The organism is Streptomyces sp. AJS327 (genome assembly GCF_013450295.1).
In the GTDB taxonomy this organism is placed as follows: domain Bacteria; phylum Actinomycetota; class Actinomycetes; order Streptomycetales; family Streptomycetaceae; genus Streptomyces.
The window spans coordinates 74,947-89,472 of the sequence record NZ_SKBR01000004.1 but is presented as its reverse complement, the minus strand read 5'-3'; the positions used below and the strand labels follow the sequence as shown (position 1 = coordinate 89,472).

General features: G+C 71.4%; 13 protein-coding genes, 1 tRNA gene and 1 pseudogene. 7 read left to right on the top strand and 8 right to left on the bottom strand.

Going from position 1 to position 14,526, the window contains the following annotated elements:
- Positions 1-42 precede the first annotated feature (42 nt).
- From E0L36_RS22225 to E0L36_RS22210, 4 genes are all read right to left on the bottom strand, one after another.
- Positions 43-867, bottom strand: a complete 825-nt coding sequence (locus E0L36_RS22225) for an MBL fold metallo-hydrolase (protein WP_180931082.1) — start codon at positions 865-867, stop codon at positions 43-45.
- Complete coding sequence (locus E0L36_RS22220; RefSeq protein ID WP_180931081.1) at positions 864-1,739, bottom strand: NUDIX hydrolase; 876 nt, start codon at positions 1,737-1,739, stop codon at positions 864-866. Before E0L36_RS22220 ends, E0L36_RS22225 begins: the two co-directional genes overlap by 4 nt.
- Positions 1,740-1,986: 247 nt before the next feature.
- Entirely contained in the window at positions 1,987-2,451 is a 465-nt protein-coding gene (locus E0L36_RS22215) for a RidA family protein (protein ID WP_180931080.1), read from the bottom strand.
- Positions 2,448-2,615: a DUF4177 domain-containing protein gene (locus E0L36_RS22210; RefSeq protein WP_180931079.1), complete on the bottom strand. Its 168-nt coding sequence runs from the start codon at positions 2,613-2,615 to the stop codon at positions 2,448-2,450. The genes E0L36_RS22215 and E0L36_RS22210 overlap by 4 nt, the downstream gene beginning before the upstream one ends.
- A gap of 268 nt (positions 2,616-2,883) precedes the next feature.
- On the opposite strand from E0L36_RS22210, the gene E0L36_RS22205 reads away from it, so the two are divergent.
- Together E0L36_RS22205 and E0L36_RS22200 are read left to right on the top strand one after the other, a co-directional pair.
- Complete coding sequence (locus E0L36_RS22205) at positions 2,884-3,951, top strand: ArsA-related P-loop ATPase (RefSeq protein ID WP_180931078.1); 1,068 nt, start codon at positions 2,884-2,886, stop codon at positions 3,949-3,951.
- A gap of 109 nt (positions 3,952-4,060) precedes the next feature.
- The gene (locus E0L36_RS22200; RefSeq protein ID WP_180931077.1) at positions 4,061-5,476 is read left to right on the top strand and encodes an ArsA family ATPase; all 1,416 of its coding nucleotides are present in this window, start codon (positions 4,061-4,063) and stop codon (positions 5,474-5,476) included.
- On the opposite strand, the gene E0L36_RS27945 is transcribed toward E0L36_RS22200, so the two are convergent.
- Positions 5,458-5,901, bottom strand: a complete 444-nt coding sequence (locus E0L36_RS27945; protein WP_258016471.1) for a WhiB family transcriptional regulator — start codon at positions 5,899-5,901, stop codon at positions 5,458-5,460. The two genes, E0L36_RS22200 and E0L36_RS27945, sit on opposite strands and share 19 nt — an antisense overlap.
- 497 nt (positions 5,902-6,398) lie before the next feature.
- On the opposite strand from E0L36_RS27945, the gene E0L36_RS22190 reads away from it, so the two are divergent.
- Positions 6,399-8,678: a transglycosylase domain-containing protein gene (locus E0L36_RS22190; RefSeq protein ID WP_180931076.1), complete on the top strand. Its 2,280-nt coding sequence runs from the start codon at positions 6,399-6,401 to the stop codon at positions 8,676-8,678.
- A 268-nt stretch (positions 8,679-8,946) separates the two neighbouring features.
- Here the strand turns inward: E0L36_RS22190 and E0L36_RS22185 are convergent, their stop codons facing one another.
- Positions 8,947-9,411 carry a GatB/YqeY domain-containing protein gene (locus E0L36_RS22185; protein WP_180931075.1) on the bottom strand — a complete coding sequence of 155 codons (465 nt, stop codon included), beginning with the start codon at positions 9,409-9,411 and terminating at the stop codon, positions 8,947-8,949.
- A 482-nt stretch (positions 9,412-9,893) separates the two neighbouring features.
- Between E0L36_RS22185 and E0L36_RS22180 the strand changes: the two genes are divergently transcribed.
- Together E0L36_RS22180 and E0L36_RS22175 are read left to right on the top strand one after the other, a co-directional pair.
- Entirely contained in the window at positions 9,894-10,838 is a 945-nt protein-coding gene (locus tag E0L36_RS22180) for a metallophosphoesterase (RefSeq protein ID WP_180931074.1), read from the top strand.
- A gap of 266 nt (positions 10,839-11,104) precedes the next feature.
- Positions 11,105-11,178: transfer RNA gene (locus tag E0L36_RS22175), tRNA-Pro, on the top strand.
- A 105-nt stretch (positions 11,179-11,283) separates the two neighbouring features.
- Here the strand turns inward: E0L36_RS22175 and E0L36_RS22170 are convergent.
- On the bottom strand, positions 11,284-12,837 hold the full coding sequence (locus E0L36_RS22170) for a LacI family DNA-binding transcriptional regulator (protein ID WP_180931073.1): 1,554 nt from the start codon (positions 12,835-12,837) through the stop codon (positions 11,284-11,286).
- Between the two features lie 343 nt (positions 12,838-13,180).
- On the bottom strand, positions 13,181-13,675 hold the full coding sequence (locus E0L36_RS22165; RefSeq protein ID WP_180931072.1) for a helix-turn-helix transcriptional regulator: 495 nt from the start codon (positions 13,673-13,675) through the stop codon (positions 13,181-13,183).
- Between the two features lie 192 nt (positions 13,676-13,867).
- On the opposite strand from E0L36_RS22165, the pseudogene E0L36_RS28575 reads away from it, so the two are divergent.
- Both E0L36_RS28575 and E0L36_RS27940 read left to right on the top strand, forming a co-directional pair.
- A pseudogene (locus E0L36_RS28575) lies at positions 13,868-14,038 on the top strand (helix-turn-helix domain-containing protein); the annotation flags it as partial.
- 3 nt (positions 14,039-14,041) lie between these two features.
- Positions 14,042-14,359, top strand: coding sequence for a hypothetical protein (locus E0L36_RS27940; protein ID WP_258016470.1), 318 nt, complete (start codon positions 14,042-14,044; stop codon positions 14,357-14,359).
- Positions 14,360-14,526 lie beyond the last annotated feature (167 nt).

Below are 14,526 nucleotides of genomic sequence, written 5' to 3'. Positions count from 1 at the left end.
TCGGCCGGGCCCTGTCACCGCCGCGGTCCGGCAGCCGGGCCGTTAGCCGCGTTCGTCCAGGTACTCCAGCTGCGCGCGGACGGACAGTTCGGCCGCGGGCCACAGCGAGCGGTCCACCCCCTCGTAGACCCGGGCGACCACCTCGGACGGGGTACGGAAGCCCGCCTCGACCGCGTCCTCCACCTGCGCGAGGCGGCCGGCGCGGTGCGCGAGGTAGTACTCCACGGCACCCTGCGCGTCGTCCAGCACCGGGCCGTGGCCTGGGAGCACGGTGCGCACGCCGCCGTCCAGCGTCAGCGAACGCAGTCCGCGCAGCGAGTCGAGGTAGTCGCCCAGCCGCCCGTCCGGGTGGGCCACCATCGTCGTACCGCGGCCCAGGATCGTGTCCCCGGTGAGCAGGGCACCATCCGCTGGAAGGTGGAAACAGAGTGAGTCCGAGGTGTGCCCGGGCGCCGCGACCACCCGCAGCTCCACCCCGCCCGTCGTGATCACGTCCCCGGCCGCCAGCCCTTCCCCGCCCAGCCGCAGCGCTGGGTCGAGGGCCCGGACGGCGGTACCGGTCAGCTCCGCGAACCGGGCCGCGCCCTCGGCGTGATCCGGGTGGCCGTGGGTGAGCAGCGTCAGCCCCACCCGCCGTCCCGCCCGCTCGACGGTCTCGATCACCTCGCGCAGATGGCCCTCGTGGAGCGGCCCCGGGTCGACGACGACCGCCTCGGCGGCGTCCGGCTCGGCGATGATCCAGGTGTTGGTGCCGTCCAGCGTCATGGCCGAGGGGTTGGGGGCCAGCACACACCGCGCCCGGGCGGTGGCCTGCCCGCCGATCTCCCCGTCCCGCGGCCGCCCCGGCAGGGGTGCGGCGTCCGTCATGAGCGCTCCGTCCTCTCCGTCGGTCCGCCCACCACGCGCTCCATCCCCGGCCAGCTGAGCACGAGTTCGCCGTCCCGGAGGACGGCCCGCGCGAGGACCGGCGTGAGGTCCCGCTCACCCGCCGCGGCCAGCGCCTCCTCGGGCGTCCCGTAGGGCAGCAGTTCACGCAGGGTGGTGATGGTGGGCGGCAGCATCGTCAACTCGCCCCGGTCGTAGCCCGCCGCCGCCTCGACGGGGCGCGTCCACACCGTGCGGTCCGCCTCCGTCGAGGCGTTCCGGGTGCGCTGCCCCTCGGGGAGGGTGGCGACGAAGAACCAGGTGTCGTAGCGCCGGGTCTCGAACTCCGGGGTGATCCAGCGCGCCCAGGCGCCCAGCAGATCGCTGCGGAGCAGCAGTTCACGCCGGGCCAGGAAGTCCGCGAAGGAGAGTTCGCGCTGGACCAGGGCCACCCGGTCCGCCTCCCAGTCGGCACCGGTGGTGTCCGCGACGACCGTCCGCTCGTCCGGCCCGGCGAGGAGGACGCCCGCCTCCTCGAAGGTCTCCCGCACGGCGGCGCAGACGATGGCCTGCGCGCCCGCCTCGTCCACCCCCAGACGCCCAGCCCACCAGGCGCGGGACGGCCCGGACCAGCCGGTCTCCCGCTCGTCCCGGGGGTCGACGCCGCCGCCCGGATAGGCGTAGGCGCCACCGGCGAACTCCATCGAGGCGCGGCGGCGCAGCATGTGGACGGCGGGGCCGTCCGGGGTGCCGCGCAGCAGCAGCACGGTGGCGGCGCGACGCGGGGTCACGGGGGTGAGGTCGCCGGAGGCGAGGGCCCGAACCCGCTCCCGCCACTCCGGGGGGAACGCCGGGCCGTTCTGCGAGGACGCCATGAGCGGATGCTACGGGGCTCCGCGCTGATGTTCGAGGGGTGGCCAGGGCCGATGGATCACAGCCCGGCCCGGGCCACCCCGGCACTCCACGCGCCGGACCGCGCCAGCCAGACGACCGGAACGCCAACCCCCCGGTTCGGGGCGCGTCCCGAGCGCCCGACGGCCCGGCGGCACGGCTCGTTCCCTCCGATGGCGACGCGGCCGCCGCGCACCGGGTGGCGGCGCCCGACGGCGCCGCCGCGGGGCCTCAGTCGGCCAGCTCGACCTGGATCTCCACCTCGACGGGCGCGTCCAGCGGCAGCACCGCGACGCCCACCGCGCTCCGGGCGTGCACCCCGCGCTCGCCGAGCACCTCGGCCAGCAGCTCGCTCGCGCCGTTGATGACGCCCGGCTGACCGGTGAAGTCCGGTGCGGAGGCGACGAATCCGGTCACCTTCACGACCCGCTCGACCCGGTCCAGATCGCCCGCGACCGCGCGGACGGCGGCCAGCGCGTTCAGCGCGCAGATCCGCGCCAGCTCCTTCGCGCGCTCCGGAGTGACCTCAGCGCCGACCTTCCCGCTGTCCGGCAACGCCCCGCGCACCAGCGGGACCTGCCCGGCGGTGTGGACGTACCGGCCGGACCGCTGCGCCGGAACGTACGCCCCGGCGGGCGCCGGAACCTCGGGAAGCTCCAGCCCCAGCTCCGCGAGCCTGTCCTCGGTCGCGCTCACTCGCCGGTCCCCTTCTCCCGCTTCAGGTAGGCCACCAGCTGCTCCGGGTTGTTCGGGCCGGGGACGACCTGGACCAGCTCCCAGCCGTCCTCGCCCCAGGTGTCCAGAATCTGCTTCGTCGCGTGCACAAGGAGCGGCACGGTCGCGTATTCCCACTTGGTCATGGTGCCGAGCCTAGGCCACATGATCCGGTTCGGCGCGGGCCCGCCGGGATCCGGCCGCCCACCCCCGAAGCACCGGCCCGCGCCGGATCCCGGCGCGCCCCACGAGCCCCGGCGCGCGCCGTGCGCCCCCGGGGTGACGGGACAGACACCCGGGCCGACGCCCAGACCGATACCGGGAGACCGGGACCGCGACCGGAGCGCGCGGTGGGGCACGTGAGCGCGGGGTGGGCCAGGCGTAGCGCCGCGCGCGCTGGTTAGGCTCCCAGCCGTGAGCAGGCTCCACGTAGTCACCGGCAAGGGCGGGACCGGAAAGACCACGGTCGCCGCCGCACTCGCGCTCGCCCTGGCGGGAGAGGGGCAACGCACCCTGCTCGTCGAGGTGGAGGGACGGCAGGGCATCGCGCAGCTCTTCGAGACCGAGCCGCTGCCGTACGAGGAGCGCAAGATCGCGGTCTCCCGGGGCGGTGGCGAGGTCTTCGCCCTGGCCGTCGACGCGGAGAAGGCGCTGCTGGAGTACCTCCAGATGTTCTACAAACTGGGCAGCGCCGGACGGGCCCTGCGCAAGCTGGGCGCCGTCGACTTCGCGACGACGATCGCCCCCGGCCTGCGGGACGTCCTGCTGACCGGCAAGGTCTGTGAGGCGGTGCGCCGCCGGGACCGCGAGGAGCGCCGGATCTACGACGCGGTGGTGCTGGACGCGCCGCCCACCGGGCGCATCACCCGGTTCCTCGGCGTCAACGCGGAGGTGGCCGGGCTGGCCCGGGTCGGGCCGGTGCACCATCAGGCGCAGGCCGTGATGCGGGTGCTGAGGTCCCCGGAGACCGCCGTGCACCTGGTCACGCTGCTGGAGGAGATGCCCGTGCAGGAGACGCTGGACGGCGTCGCCGAGCTGCGCGAGGCCGGGCTGCCCACCGGCGCGATCGTGATGAACATGGTGAACACGGCGCCCGAACCGCCGCTGGACGTGGCCGCGGGCCGGACGGCCGAGACCCGGACGGTGGCCCAGGCGGCGAAGGTCCAGGCGGCGAACGGCCAGACGGCCAACGGCCGGACGGCGGACCGGAACGCGGCACTGGCGGCAGCCTTCGCCCGGGCCGGACTGGGTGGGGCGAGACGCGGCGGCCGGGCCGCGCGGCTCGTCCCCCCGCTGCTGGAGCTGGCGCGGCGGCAGGCGGAGCGGGCCGCGCTGGAGCACGGGCAGCGGGAGGCGCTGGGCGCCCAGCGGATGCCGCTGCACGAGCTGGGGCTGCTGGACGACGGCGTCGAGCTGGCCGGTCTCTACCGGCTGGCCGACCAGCTGCGCGCCCAGTGGAAGCACCCCGGACCACCGGCGTGATGGACGAGCGCGCGGCGCCGGGACGCGCCCCGGCCGTGCGCGCCGCTGGCCGTATGGAGCGGCCGCGACGGCGGCAGGAACGGAACCGACGGCAGGAGGCGGCAGCGGCATGACACTCGGTCCGGACTCCCCACTGGACCTCGACGCGCTGATCGACGACCCCGGCACGCGGATCGTCGTGTGCTGCGGCGCGGGTGGCGTCGGCAAGACCACGACCGCCGCCGCGCTCGGGCTGCGCGCCGCGGAGCGCGGACGGCGCGCGGTGGTGCTCACCATCGACCCGGCGCGGCGGCTGGCGCAGTCCATGGGACTCAGCGAGCTGGACAACACCCCGCGCCGGGTACCCGGCACCGACCCGGCCGCCGGTGGCGAACTGCACGCCATGATGCTCGACATGAAGCGGACGTTCGACGAGGTCGTCGAGGCGCACGCGGAACCGGCGCGGGCCCGGGCCATCCTGGACAACCCCTTCTACCAGTCGCTGTCCGCCGGGTTCGCGGGCACCCAGGAGTACATGGCGATGGAGAAGCTGGGGCAGCTCCGCGCCCGGGAGGAGTGGGACCTGATCATCGTGGACACCCCGCCGTCCCGCTCCGCGCTGGACTTCCTGGACGCCCCCAAGCGGCTCGGCTCCTTCCTGGACGGCACGTTCATCCGGGTGCTGACGGCTCCGGCGAAGGCCGGGGGGCGGGCCGGTATGCGGTTCGTCAACCTGGGGATGGCGGGGCTCTCGGTCTTCACCGGAGCCATCAACAAGCTGCTCGGCAGTGGGCTGCTGCGGGACGTGCAGACCTTCGTCGCCGCGATGGACACCATGTTCGGCGGCTTCCGCACCCGCGCCGACGCCACCTACCAGCTGCTTCAGGCGCCGGGAACCGCCTTCCTGGTGGTGGCGGCACCGGAGCGGGACGCGCTGCGGGAGGCCGCGTACTTCGTGGAGCGTCTCGACGCCGAGCGGATGCCGCTGGCGGGGCTGGTGCTGAACCGGGTGCACGGCAGCGCCGCCGACTGGCTCAGCTCCGAACGGGCGCTGGCCGCCGCGGAACAGCTGGAGGACGGCGCGTTCGACACGGAGGACGGAGCCCCCGGCGCGGACAACGGCGGGCGCGAAACCAGTGGGGGACGACCGGGGGCCGGGGGTACGAACCGGGCCGTGGAGCCGGGCGCGGAGGAGAGCGCCCGCCCGCACCGGCCGGACGGTATGGAGGCGGACCACGCGGAGGGGGACCGCCGGTACCCCGGCGAGCCCACGAGTCCCGCGAACCCAGCGACGGCCACGAAGCCGGCGACGGGGGAGTCCGAGGAAGCCGAGGCGGCGGCCGAACTGCTGGCCGCCCAGCTACTGCGGCTGCACGCCGCGCACATGCGGCTGCTGGCCCGCGAACGGCGCACCCGCGACCGCTTCACCGCACTGCACCCCGAGGTGCCGGTGGCGGAGGTCGCGGCCCTGCCCAGCGACGTGCACGACCTCGCGGGGCTGCGCGAGATCGGTGCGCGGCTGGCGGGTCAGCCCGCCGCCGCGTAGTCCTTCGCGGAGTACTTCTCGTAGTCCTGGTACTCCTCGTAGCCGTCGTACTCCGAGTACTCCCCGTACTCGGAGTACTCCGGGTACTTCGCGTACTCCTCGTACCGCTCGGCCGAGTCGAGGTCCACGGGCAGCATGGTGCGCCCGCCGCGTTCGTACTCGGTGCGCGCGGTCTCCAGCAGTCTGCGCCACGAGCTGACCGTGGGCCGACGGCGTAGCAGCGCACGCCTCTCCCGCTCGGTCATCCCGCCCCACACACCGAACTCCACGCGGTTGTCCAGGGCGTCGGCCAGGCACTCCGTCCGCACCGGGCAGCCGGTGCAGACGGCCTTCGCGCGGTTCTGTGCCGCGCCTTGCACGAACAGTTCGTCCGGATCGGTAGTGCGGCAGGCGGCCTGCGCACTCCAGTCGGTTACCCAGCTCATTGCCGGCGCCGTCCTCTCCCGAATCGAGGCTCCCCCACGGCGGCGAACGGCATATTCACCGTTGCCAGTTGAGGACGTTACGGAAGCGAGACACAGCACAACACCCCCTTCGGGCCCAATCTTGAATGGCCCGAACGGACTATGTGTATGCGGCAGATCACCCAACGGAGTGAGCGGTGGACAACCGGGGCGTTCCCGGCACAGCGGTGCTCTTCGCTCGCGCTCCGTCGGCGCACGCCGGACAGCTCCCGGAGGGTCCGGGGCACCGGAGGGCGACCGGAGGCGACCGGGGAAAGCCGCTCGGGGCGCTCCGGAGCGGACACCGCGTCCGGGCACAACTCACCGGTCACAGCGGCGCGTTACCGCGACACAGCGGGGGCGAGCCCCACCGGGAAAGGAGGTGGGAGCCGAGGTGACAGATGTGAGGAGAGGAACCTCAGCCAGCGTATGCGAACAGGTGGTCCCCTGTCCGGCGATTGGGAACGTAGGCTCTCCCCATGGCTACGAAGCGTCCGGGCGGCGGAGTGAGCGGCCCCCAGCAAGCCGCCAAGTTCGTCGGCGTGAGTGTGCTCGCCGGAGCGGTGATGGCGGGACTCGCGCTCCCCGCCTTCGGCGCGCTGGGCCTGGCGGCCAAGGGGTCCGTCGAGAGCTTCGAGACGATACCCGCCAAGCTCAAACGCCCCCCGCTGAGCCAGCGCACCACCATCCTGGACGCCAACGGCGGCGAGATAGCCAAGGTGTACTCACGCGACCGCACCGTGGTCGGGCTCGATCAGATATCGCCGCACATGCGCAAGGCGATCGTCGCCATCGAGGACGCTCGGTACTACGAGCACGGGGCCATCGACTTCAAGGGCGTCCTCCGGGCCCTGAACCGGAACGCCCAGGAGGGCGAGGTCGCGGAGGGTGCCTCCACCCTCACCCAGCAGTACGTCAAGAACGTCTTCGTCGAGGAGGCGGGCAACGACGAGGAGAAGTTCAGCCAGGCCACGAAGCAGAGCATCGGCCGCAAGGTGCAGGAGCTGAAGTACGCGATAAAGGCCGAGGAGGAACTCGGCAAGAAGCGCATCCTGGAGAACTACCTCAACATCACCTTCTTCGGCCGGCAGGCGTACGGCATCGAGGCCGCCGCGCAGCGCTACTTCTCCACCCCCGCCAAGGATCTGGACCTGCGGCAGTCGGCCCTGCTGGCCGGACTCGTGCAGTCCCCGAGTCGCTACGACCCGGTCAACAACGAGAAAGAGGCGGTCAAGCGCCGCAACACGGTGCTCAACCGCATGGTCGCGCAGGGGGACATCACCGCCCGGCAGGCGGCCGCGACCAAGAAGCAGCCGCTCGGCCTGAAGGTCAGCGAGCCGAAGAACGGCTGCATCACCGCCGCCAAGGGCGCCGGCTTCTTCTGTGACTACGTCCGCAAGGTCTTCCTGACCGACCCCGCGTTCGGCAAGACCCGGGAGAAGCGCGCCGAGCGCTGGAACCGCGGCGGGCTGACCATCCGCACCACGCTCGACCCGCAGGCCCAGGACTCGGTCGAGAAGTCGGTCAAGCAGCACGTCTACCAGTCGGACCCGGTGGCGAGCGCGGTCTCCCTGGTGGAACCCGGCACCGGCAAGATCCGCGGCATGGGCCAGTCCCGGCCGTACGGCTACGGCAAGAACCAGACGGAGATCAACCTCTCTGTCGACCGCGACATGGGTGGTGGCGACGGCTACCAGCCGGGCTCCACCTTCAAGCCGGTGGTCGCGGCGGCGGCCCTGGACCGGGGCACCAGTCCGTACAAGGAGTACGACTCCCCGTACAAGATGCGGTACCCCTCCCCCGTCAGCACCTGCGACGGGCCGTGGCGCAACGACGACGGCAAGACGGTGGAGAACGAGAACCGCACCGAGGTCGGCCCGTACCGGATGAAGGAAGCCACCGCCAAGTCCGTCAACACGTACTTCATCTCGCTGATCTCGGACGTCGGCATCTGCCCGGTCAACGAGATGGCCAAGAAGATGGGGGTCGAGCGGGCGGACGGCGGGAAGCTCCAGCAGGTCCCCGCGACGGCCCTCGGTGGCCAGGAGATGTCCCCGCTCTCGATGGCCGAGGCGTACGCGACCTTCGCGAACGACGGCGTGCACTGCACCCCGGTCGCCATCGAGTCGATCACCGACGCCGCGGGCAAGAAGCTCCCGGTGCCGAAGACCCGCTGCAACCGCGCGATGCAGTCGAAGACCGCGAAGACGATCAACTCGCTGCTGCGCGGCGTGGTGGAGGACGGCACCGGCAAGGAGGCCGGGCTGAAGGGCCGGGACAACGCGGGCAAGACCGGTACCACGGACTTCCGGTACGCGGCCTGGTTCGTCGGCTACACCAAGAACCTGTCCGGTGCGGTCTGGGTCGGTGACCCGGCCCACAAGACCCGCATGGTCAACGTGTCGATCGGCGGCCGGACACACGACAAGGTCTTCGGCGGCTCGGTGCCCGGACCCATCTGGCGCGACGCGATGTCGGGCGCGCTGAACGGCAAGCCCGCGCCCAAGCTGCCCACCATCCCGATCAAGGACAAGAAGAAGCCGGACAAGGACGACAAGAAGCCCCGGCCCCCGAAGCGCCCGAAGCCGCCGAAGCTGCCCAAGCCGCCGGAGATTCCCAAGCCGCCGGAGTGGCCCGAGGTCGTCGGGGGCGGAGACAACGGCGGCGCGGACGGCGGCCCCGGCGGCGGCTGGGACAGCGGCGGTGGCGGCTGGGGCGGCGGAACCGGCGGCTGGCCCGAACCCCGTCGAGCCGACTGACGGCTGCACCCGGTCCGGTGGGGACGCGACACCGCGCGCCCCCACCGGACCTCGGCCTCGAACACCCCCTGCGCACACCCACGCGCGCCGGGTAACTCGCGGTCACTCGGCCACGACTACCGGCCTCAGCCCCGTAGGCCACGACGGACGTCGGTCAGGCCGCACCCGCGTCGGTCACCACACACCCGCCACGGTCAGGACACACCTGTCCCGATCAGGGAACATCTGGTTCGGTCAGTTCGGTCAGTTCGGTCAGACCGAGGACGCGTCAGGACGTCAGGCGCTTCTTGACGGCGGCGGCCACCCGGCCACCCTCCGCCCGGCCAGCCACCTTCGGACCGGCGAGCTTCATCACGGCCCCCATGGCCTTCGGCCCCTCGGCGCCGTTCGCCCGAGCCTCCTCGACCGCCTCCCCGACGATCGCGTCCAGTTCCTCATCGCTCAGCTGCTGGGGCAGGTACGCGGCCAGGATCTCGCCCTCGGCTCGCTCCCGCTTCGCCTGCTCACTCCGGCCGCCCTCGTCGAAGGCTTCCGCGGCCTCCCGGCGCTTCTTGGCCTCCCGGGTGATCACCTTGAGCACCTCGTCATCGGAGAGTTCGCGCGCCGAGGTGCCCGAGACCTCTTCCTTCGTGATCGCGGTGAGCGTCATCCGGAGCGTGGCCGAGCGCAGCTCGTCCCGTGCCTTGATCGCGGCGGTCAGATCGTCCTGAAGGGCGGACTTGAGCGTGGTCATGCCGAACAGCATGCCAGCCCGCGCCCCGGCATCGCGCCCCCTTAACCGCCCCATGCCGCGCGCCCTCCCACCTCAGCGCCCTCCACCCGTACCGGCGCCATCCAGGGATCAGGGGCCAGGCTCAAGGGCCCGAAAGCCGGGAGAGCCGCCAGGAGCCGGGCCGCGCGGTCCCCGGACCCCGCACCCCGCGCGGCGGACGTACGAGAACCCCGGTGAAGCCGACCGTCACACCGCTTCACACCGCTCACCGTCGCTGAAGCACCGGCCTGCCCGGCACCCCAGGCCCGCTCCCTCCGTCGTCCCGCCGCCCGCCGTGGCGGCCCGGCACCGGCGTACCTCCCGACGGGACGGCTCGACGCTCTGCACGCACCCCAACACCCGTTCCCCGTAGTCCAGTTGACACCAGCCTCCGGCGGCCGGACCCGTGCGGTCACCGACCGCTCCCGGTGCCCGCGACGCCGGGTGTCTGCGACGATGGGCGCATGCGCGCGCGATACCGGATCCCCCTGGCGGCAACCCTCGGCACCACGGCACTCGGCGCGGCCTGCGTGGCCTACGCGGCCGGGATCGAGGTGCGCTCCTTCCGACTCCGGCGCGTCACGGTGCCGGTGCTCCCCAGGGGCGCGCACCCGCTGCGCGTGCTCCAGATCTCGGACATCCACATGGTGAGCGGCCAGCGCAAGAAGCAGCGCTGGCTCCAGTCGCTCGCCGGGCTCCGCCCCGACTTCGTCATCAACACGGGTGACAACCTCTCGGACCCCGAGGGCGTCCCCGAGGTCCTGGACGCGCTCGGGCCGCTCATGGAGTTCCCCGGCGCCTACGTCTTCGGCTCCAACGACTACTACGGCCCCAAGCTGCGCAACCCCGCGAAGTACCTGCTCGAAAAGGCCAGCGGACGGCACGGGCTGAACGGCAACCCACCCGCCGTCGGCGCCATCCACAACCCCTGGGAGGGGCTCCGCGACGCCTTCGACGCGGCGGGCTGGATCGGCCTCAGCAACAGTCGCGGCCGCCTCAAGCTGGACAGCGGCCAGGAGATCGCCCTCACCGGGCTCGACGATCCGCACATCAAACGCGACCGGTACAGCGAGGTCGCGGGACGCGCCGAGACCGACGCCGACCTGGCCCTCGCCGTCGTCCACGCGCCCTACCTGCGCGTTCTCGACGCCTTCGCCGCCGACCGCTACCCGCTGATCCTGGCCGGTCACACCCACGGGGGGCAGCTCTGCGTCCCCTTCTACGGCGCCCTGGTCACCAACTGCGATCTCGACACCGAGCGCGTCAAGGGGCTGTCCACCCACCGCGCCGCCGGTCACCGCTCCTACCTGCACGTCTCCGCGGGCTGCGGCACCAACCGCTACACGCCGCTGCGCTTCGCCTGCCCGCCCGAGGCGACCCTCCTCACCCTCACCGCCCCCGACGACTGACCACCTAACCGCGCCCCATCCGCCGCCGGTCCCGTCCAGTCCCGAGACCGGCGGCGCCTCCGGTCCGACGCCCCCGGCACCGGCACCGGCACCGGCACCACGGTGTGCCCGGCTCGCCCCGTCCGCGGACGACGGCCGAACGGCCCGCGAGCGGTCGCCGACCAGCCCGGGACGCGGTCCGACACCGGCGCCCGCCACCCCGGAGGAGCAGCCGAAACCGGATTTCGCCTCAGCGGGCACCTGGGCTAAAGTGTTCCTCGTTGCTTCGGGGTGTGGCGCAGCTTGGCAGCGCGCTTCGTTCGGGACGAAGAGGTCGTGGGTTCAAATCCCGCCACCCCGACAGAGAAGTAGCAGGTCAGGCCCGGTTTCCGGAAACGGAAACCGGGCCTGATTGCGTTCTGGGAGCCCTTTGGGTGTCAACTGGGTGTGATCTTGAAACGGCGTCTCACGCCGCCTTGGCCCGCTCCTGCAACAGCCGGTCCAGGACCGGCACGGCGGAACGGGGTGCGAGCGCCAACCGCTCGTCGAGTGACTCGAACCACAGCTCGGTCAACTGCTCCATGAGCAGCGCCCGCATCGAGTCGGTGACGTGTGCGTAGCGCGCACTGACCGACCCGTCCTCGTGCCCCATCCGGTCGTCCACGAGGACCTGGGGGGTGCCTAGCTCCTCCATCACCGTGCGATGACCGTGCCGAAGTCCGTGACGGGTGAGCCGGTCCTTGATCGGGAGCCAGCACGCCTCGGCGCGGCCAGACGCCCCGCGGCCCCGCACGGGCACGCCGGGCCACGGTCCGGCCGACACCGGTACCGGGTGGGCTTCCTGCGGTGCCTTCTTCGGGTACCAGCCGGTCGCTGCCGGGGTGAAGATCCATGTCGCGTGTCCGGAGCGCCGCCAGTGGGCCGCCTCCCGGGACGGGCCAACCTGGCGGACAAAGCCGACTTCGGCGATGGCCTTCTCGACCTTCGCGCGGGTCTTCTCCGCGACCATCTCCGGCCGGTTGAGGACGTTGGAGACGGTGCCGGTGGACACCCCGGCCAACTCGGCGACTTGGCGGAGCGTCGGGCCGGCCTGGCGCTTACCGCCAACACCCCGGCCGCTGTACACGTACGTGAGGCCGTGGCACGGGCATGGCTGCGGCTGGGTGCGGGCGATGTGGTCTCCTACGAGCCGGGAGAGGAAGGTCGGCGAGTCGATCGACCGGTACGAGTCGTCCTTGGGCGGGCACTGCACCAGCTCGCCCGTGTCGAGTTCGTAGAGCTGCCATTCGATCTGGAAGGCGTGCGACTCGGGTCGGGCGAACTGCGTCTCCAGGCCCACGAGTTCACCCCAGCGCTGGCCGGTGTAGCTCTTGTGGATGGTGGCCACGAACTCGTCGTCGCGTCCGGACAGAAGGGACGCTCGCTCGGCCACGAGCAGGGCTCCGAGCATGGACGTGATCTGCTTCTCGGCTCCGCGCTTCTGACGTCGCCCGTGGCGGCGCCCTCGGCCGCGTCGACGCTCCGCAGCGTTCTTGTCAGCATGGTCAGCGTCGACGGCATCGGCAAGGATCAGGTGCAACAGCGAGCGGTACGTCCGGACGCTGCTGGCCGCGAACTCCTTCTGCTGTGCCTTCTCCCAGGCCGCGACCATCGGGGGCGTGATGTCGCGTATGGCCTTGTCGCCGAACGTCGGCAGCAAGTGGGCCAGCGAGCGCGGGTAGTTCTGCATGGTCGAGTCCGCGAGGCTCTGCTCCTTCATCCACTCCGTGGCGAATTCGCGGAAGGTGACCCGGCCAGCCGCTGCCTCCTGCTCGGGGGGTATCCAGCGGCCCTTCTTGGCCTCGGCATAGGCGTCAACCTCTGCCTTCTCTGCTGCCTTCTTCGCGGTGGTCTGAGTGGGGAAGCGGACGGCCCGGCCGTCCTCGTCGACCACGACCCCCTGCGCCTTGCGGTCTGGTCTCTGGTAGAGGGCTCGGAAGTACACCTTCCCTCGGGCGGTTCGTTTCTCCGCGTATGCCACGGCGGCTCATCCTCCTGTCGTTACGAAGGCGGCGATCACCTGGGAGGTAGGGAGCCTCGCCCGCTGCAACGCGGCGGTGATTGCGGCCTCTTGGGCCGCCGTGTAGAGGTCAGCGTTCAGGAAGAGAACATCCTCGTGCAGTTCCTGGTCGATCCAAGCGACGACCTGTCGGGGTGCACCTGAGACTCGCTTCGCTCGGCGGCAATATCCGGACGCCATTCACGACCCCCTTTCGCGGCAAATGACCCCCCAATGTGCCTACTGGTGTACCTGGGATGACGCAGAAGGCGTAAAGAGTGATGCAAAAGTGGGTCAAAATAACGCGAAAGGGCTAATCGTGTGATTACTCATCAACTTCGACGTCGATCTTGAGTTTTCGCAGGGCTGCCAGCAGTTCATCCATGGGCGCCCCCTCCTCGCCCCGGATCACGATGGTGGCCTTCAATCGCCCGGCTGACGTGGTCACTTCGGCCACGCGGGCGTCCACCAACGGCCCTTCCTTCAATGACTGCTGCACCAGAAGCGAGAGGTCGGACGGCGCTTCCCGCTCTCCCGCCGATTCGCCTGCGTGTTCGGTGGGTTCGTTCCCAACCGGACTGATCTCCCGTTCGACAGGGTCACCCCCGTCAAGGACGCGTTCGATCGACCCCTCGGCCCAACCGACTTCCCTGGCATATGCGATGACCGTCGGCGTCACCTTGCGGAACTCGCCCCTCTCGATGTTGTGGAGCGCGCCCCGCTTCACGCCGATGGTCTCGGCGAGATCCTGCTGCGGAATCTCGCGTGCAGCACGCGCAGCCTTCAGTCTCTGGCCAAGGCGCGCCCAGTCTCTCGTCATGCCTTCCATCATGCCGTACGCGCATGCAACAGCAAGGGTTCACACCCAGCGCACTTAGGCGCATTTGTTGCACATCGAGGCACAGAAGTGTATGGCACGTCACACCCCCCGACCAGGGGGATGTTCAGTTTCTGTACCCAGAAGTATCCGACACGTCTTGCACCCGTATCCCTTTATGTCTAGTCTCTGAACGTGACACCGAACGGAACGGCAATTCGGGCTCTCCGTCAGGTTCAGGATCTGAGCCTGCGGAGGCTCGCCAGGCTCGCGGGGATCTCCCCGAGCCAGCTCTCACGGGTCGAGACGGGCAAGGCCGGGGCGGGCCAGGAAGTGATCTGCCGCCTGGCCGGGACGCTCGACGTTCCCGTGAGCGACATCACTCTGGGAGGGGACATGGCGTCCACCACGAAGGAAGCACCCGCGAAGGCCAAGAAGGCGACGCCCGCCCGGGACGTGCCGTACCCGGGCAGCCCGGACGGCGAGTGGTTCCACTACACGCCGGAGGAGGCCGCGCGCTTCCTCCCCTGGTCCGCGCTCCAGCTCAAGCGCCGGGCGTACGCGCGTCAGATCCCGCACAACGAGGGCGGCGCCAGGGTCACGTTCACCGGGCGCGACATCCGCGAGATCAGCGAGATGACCGCGGTGCGCCCGCTCGCCGAGACGGCTCAGCGCCGTAGCGGCTGACAGCACATCAAGAGGGGCCGCCCGGACCGGGCGTGGTCCAGACAGCCCCTGTCACCAAGCACACCTCACAGACGAGAGACAGAGGTCACCTTGGCTTCCAACCACTGTATCCGCGACCACAAGACCGCCCCGGCCGCTGCACTCCCCACGACGGGAGGTACCGACCG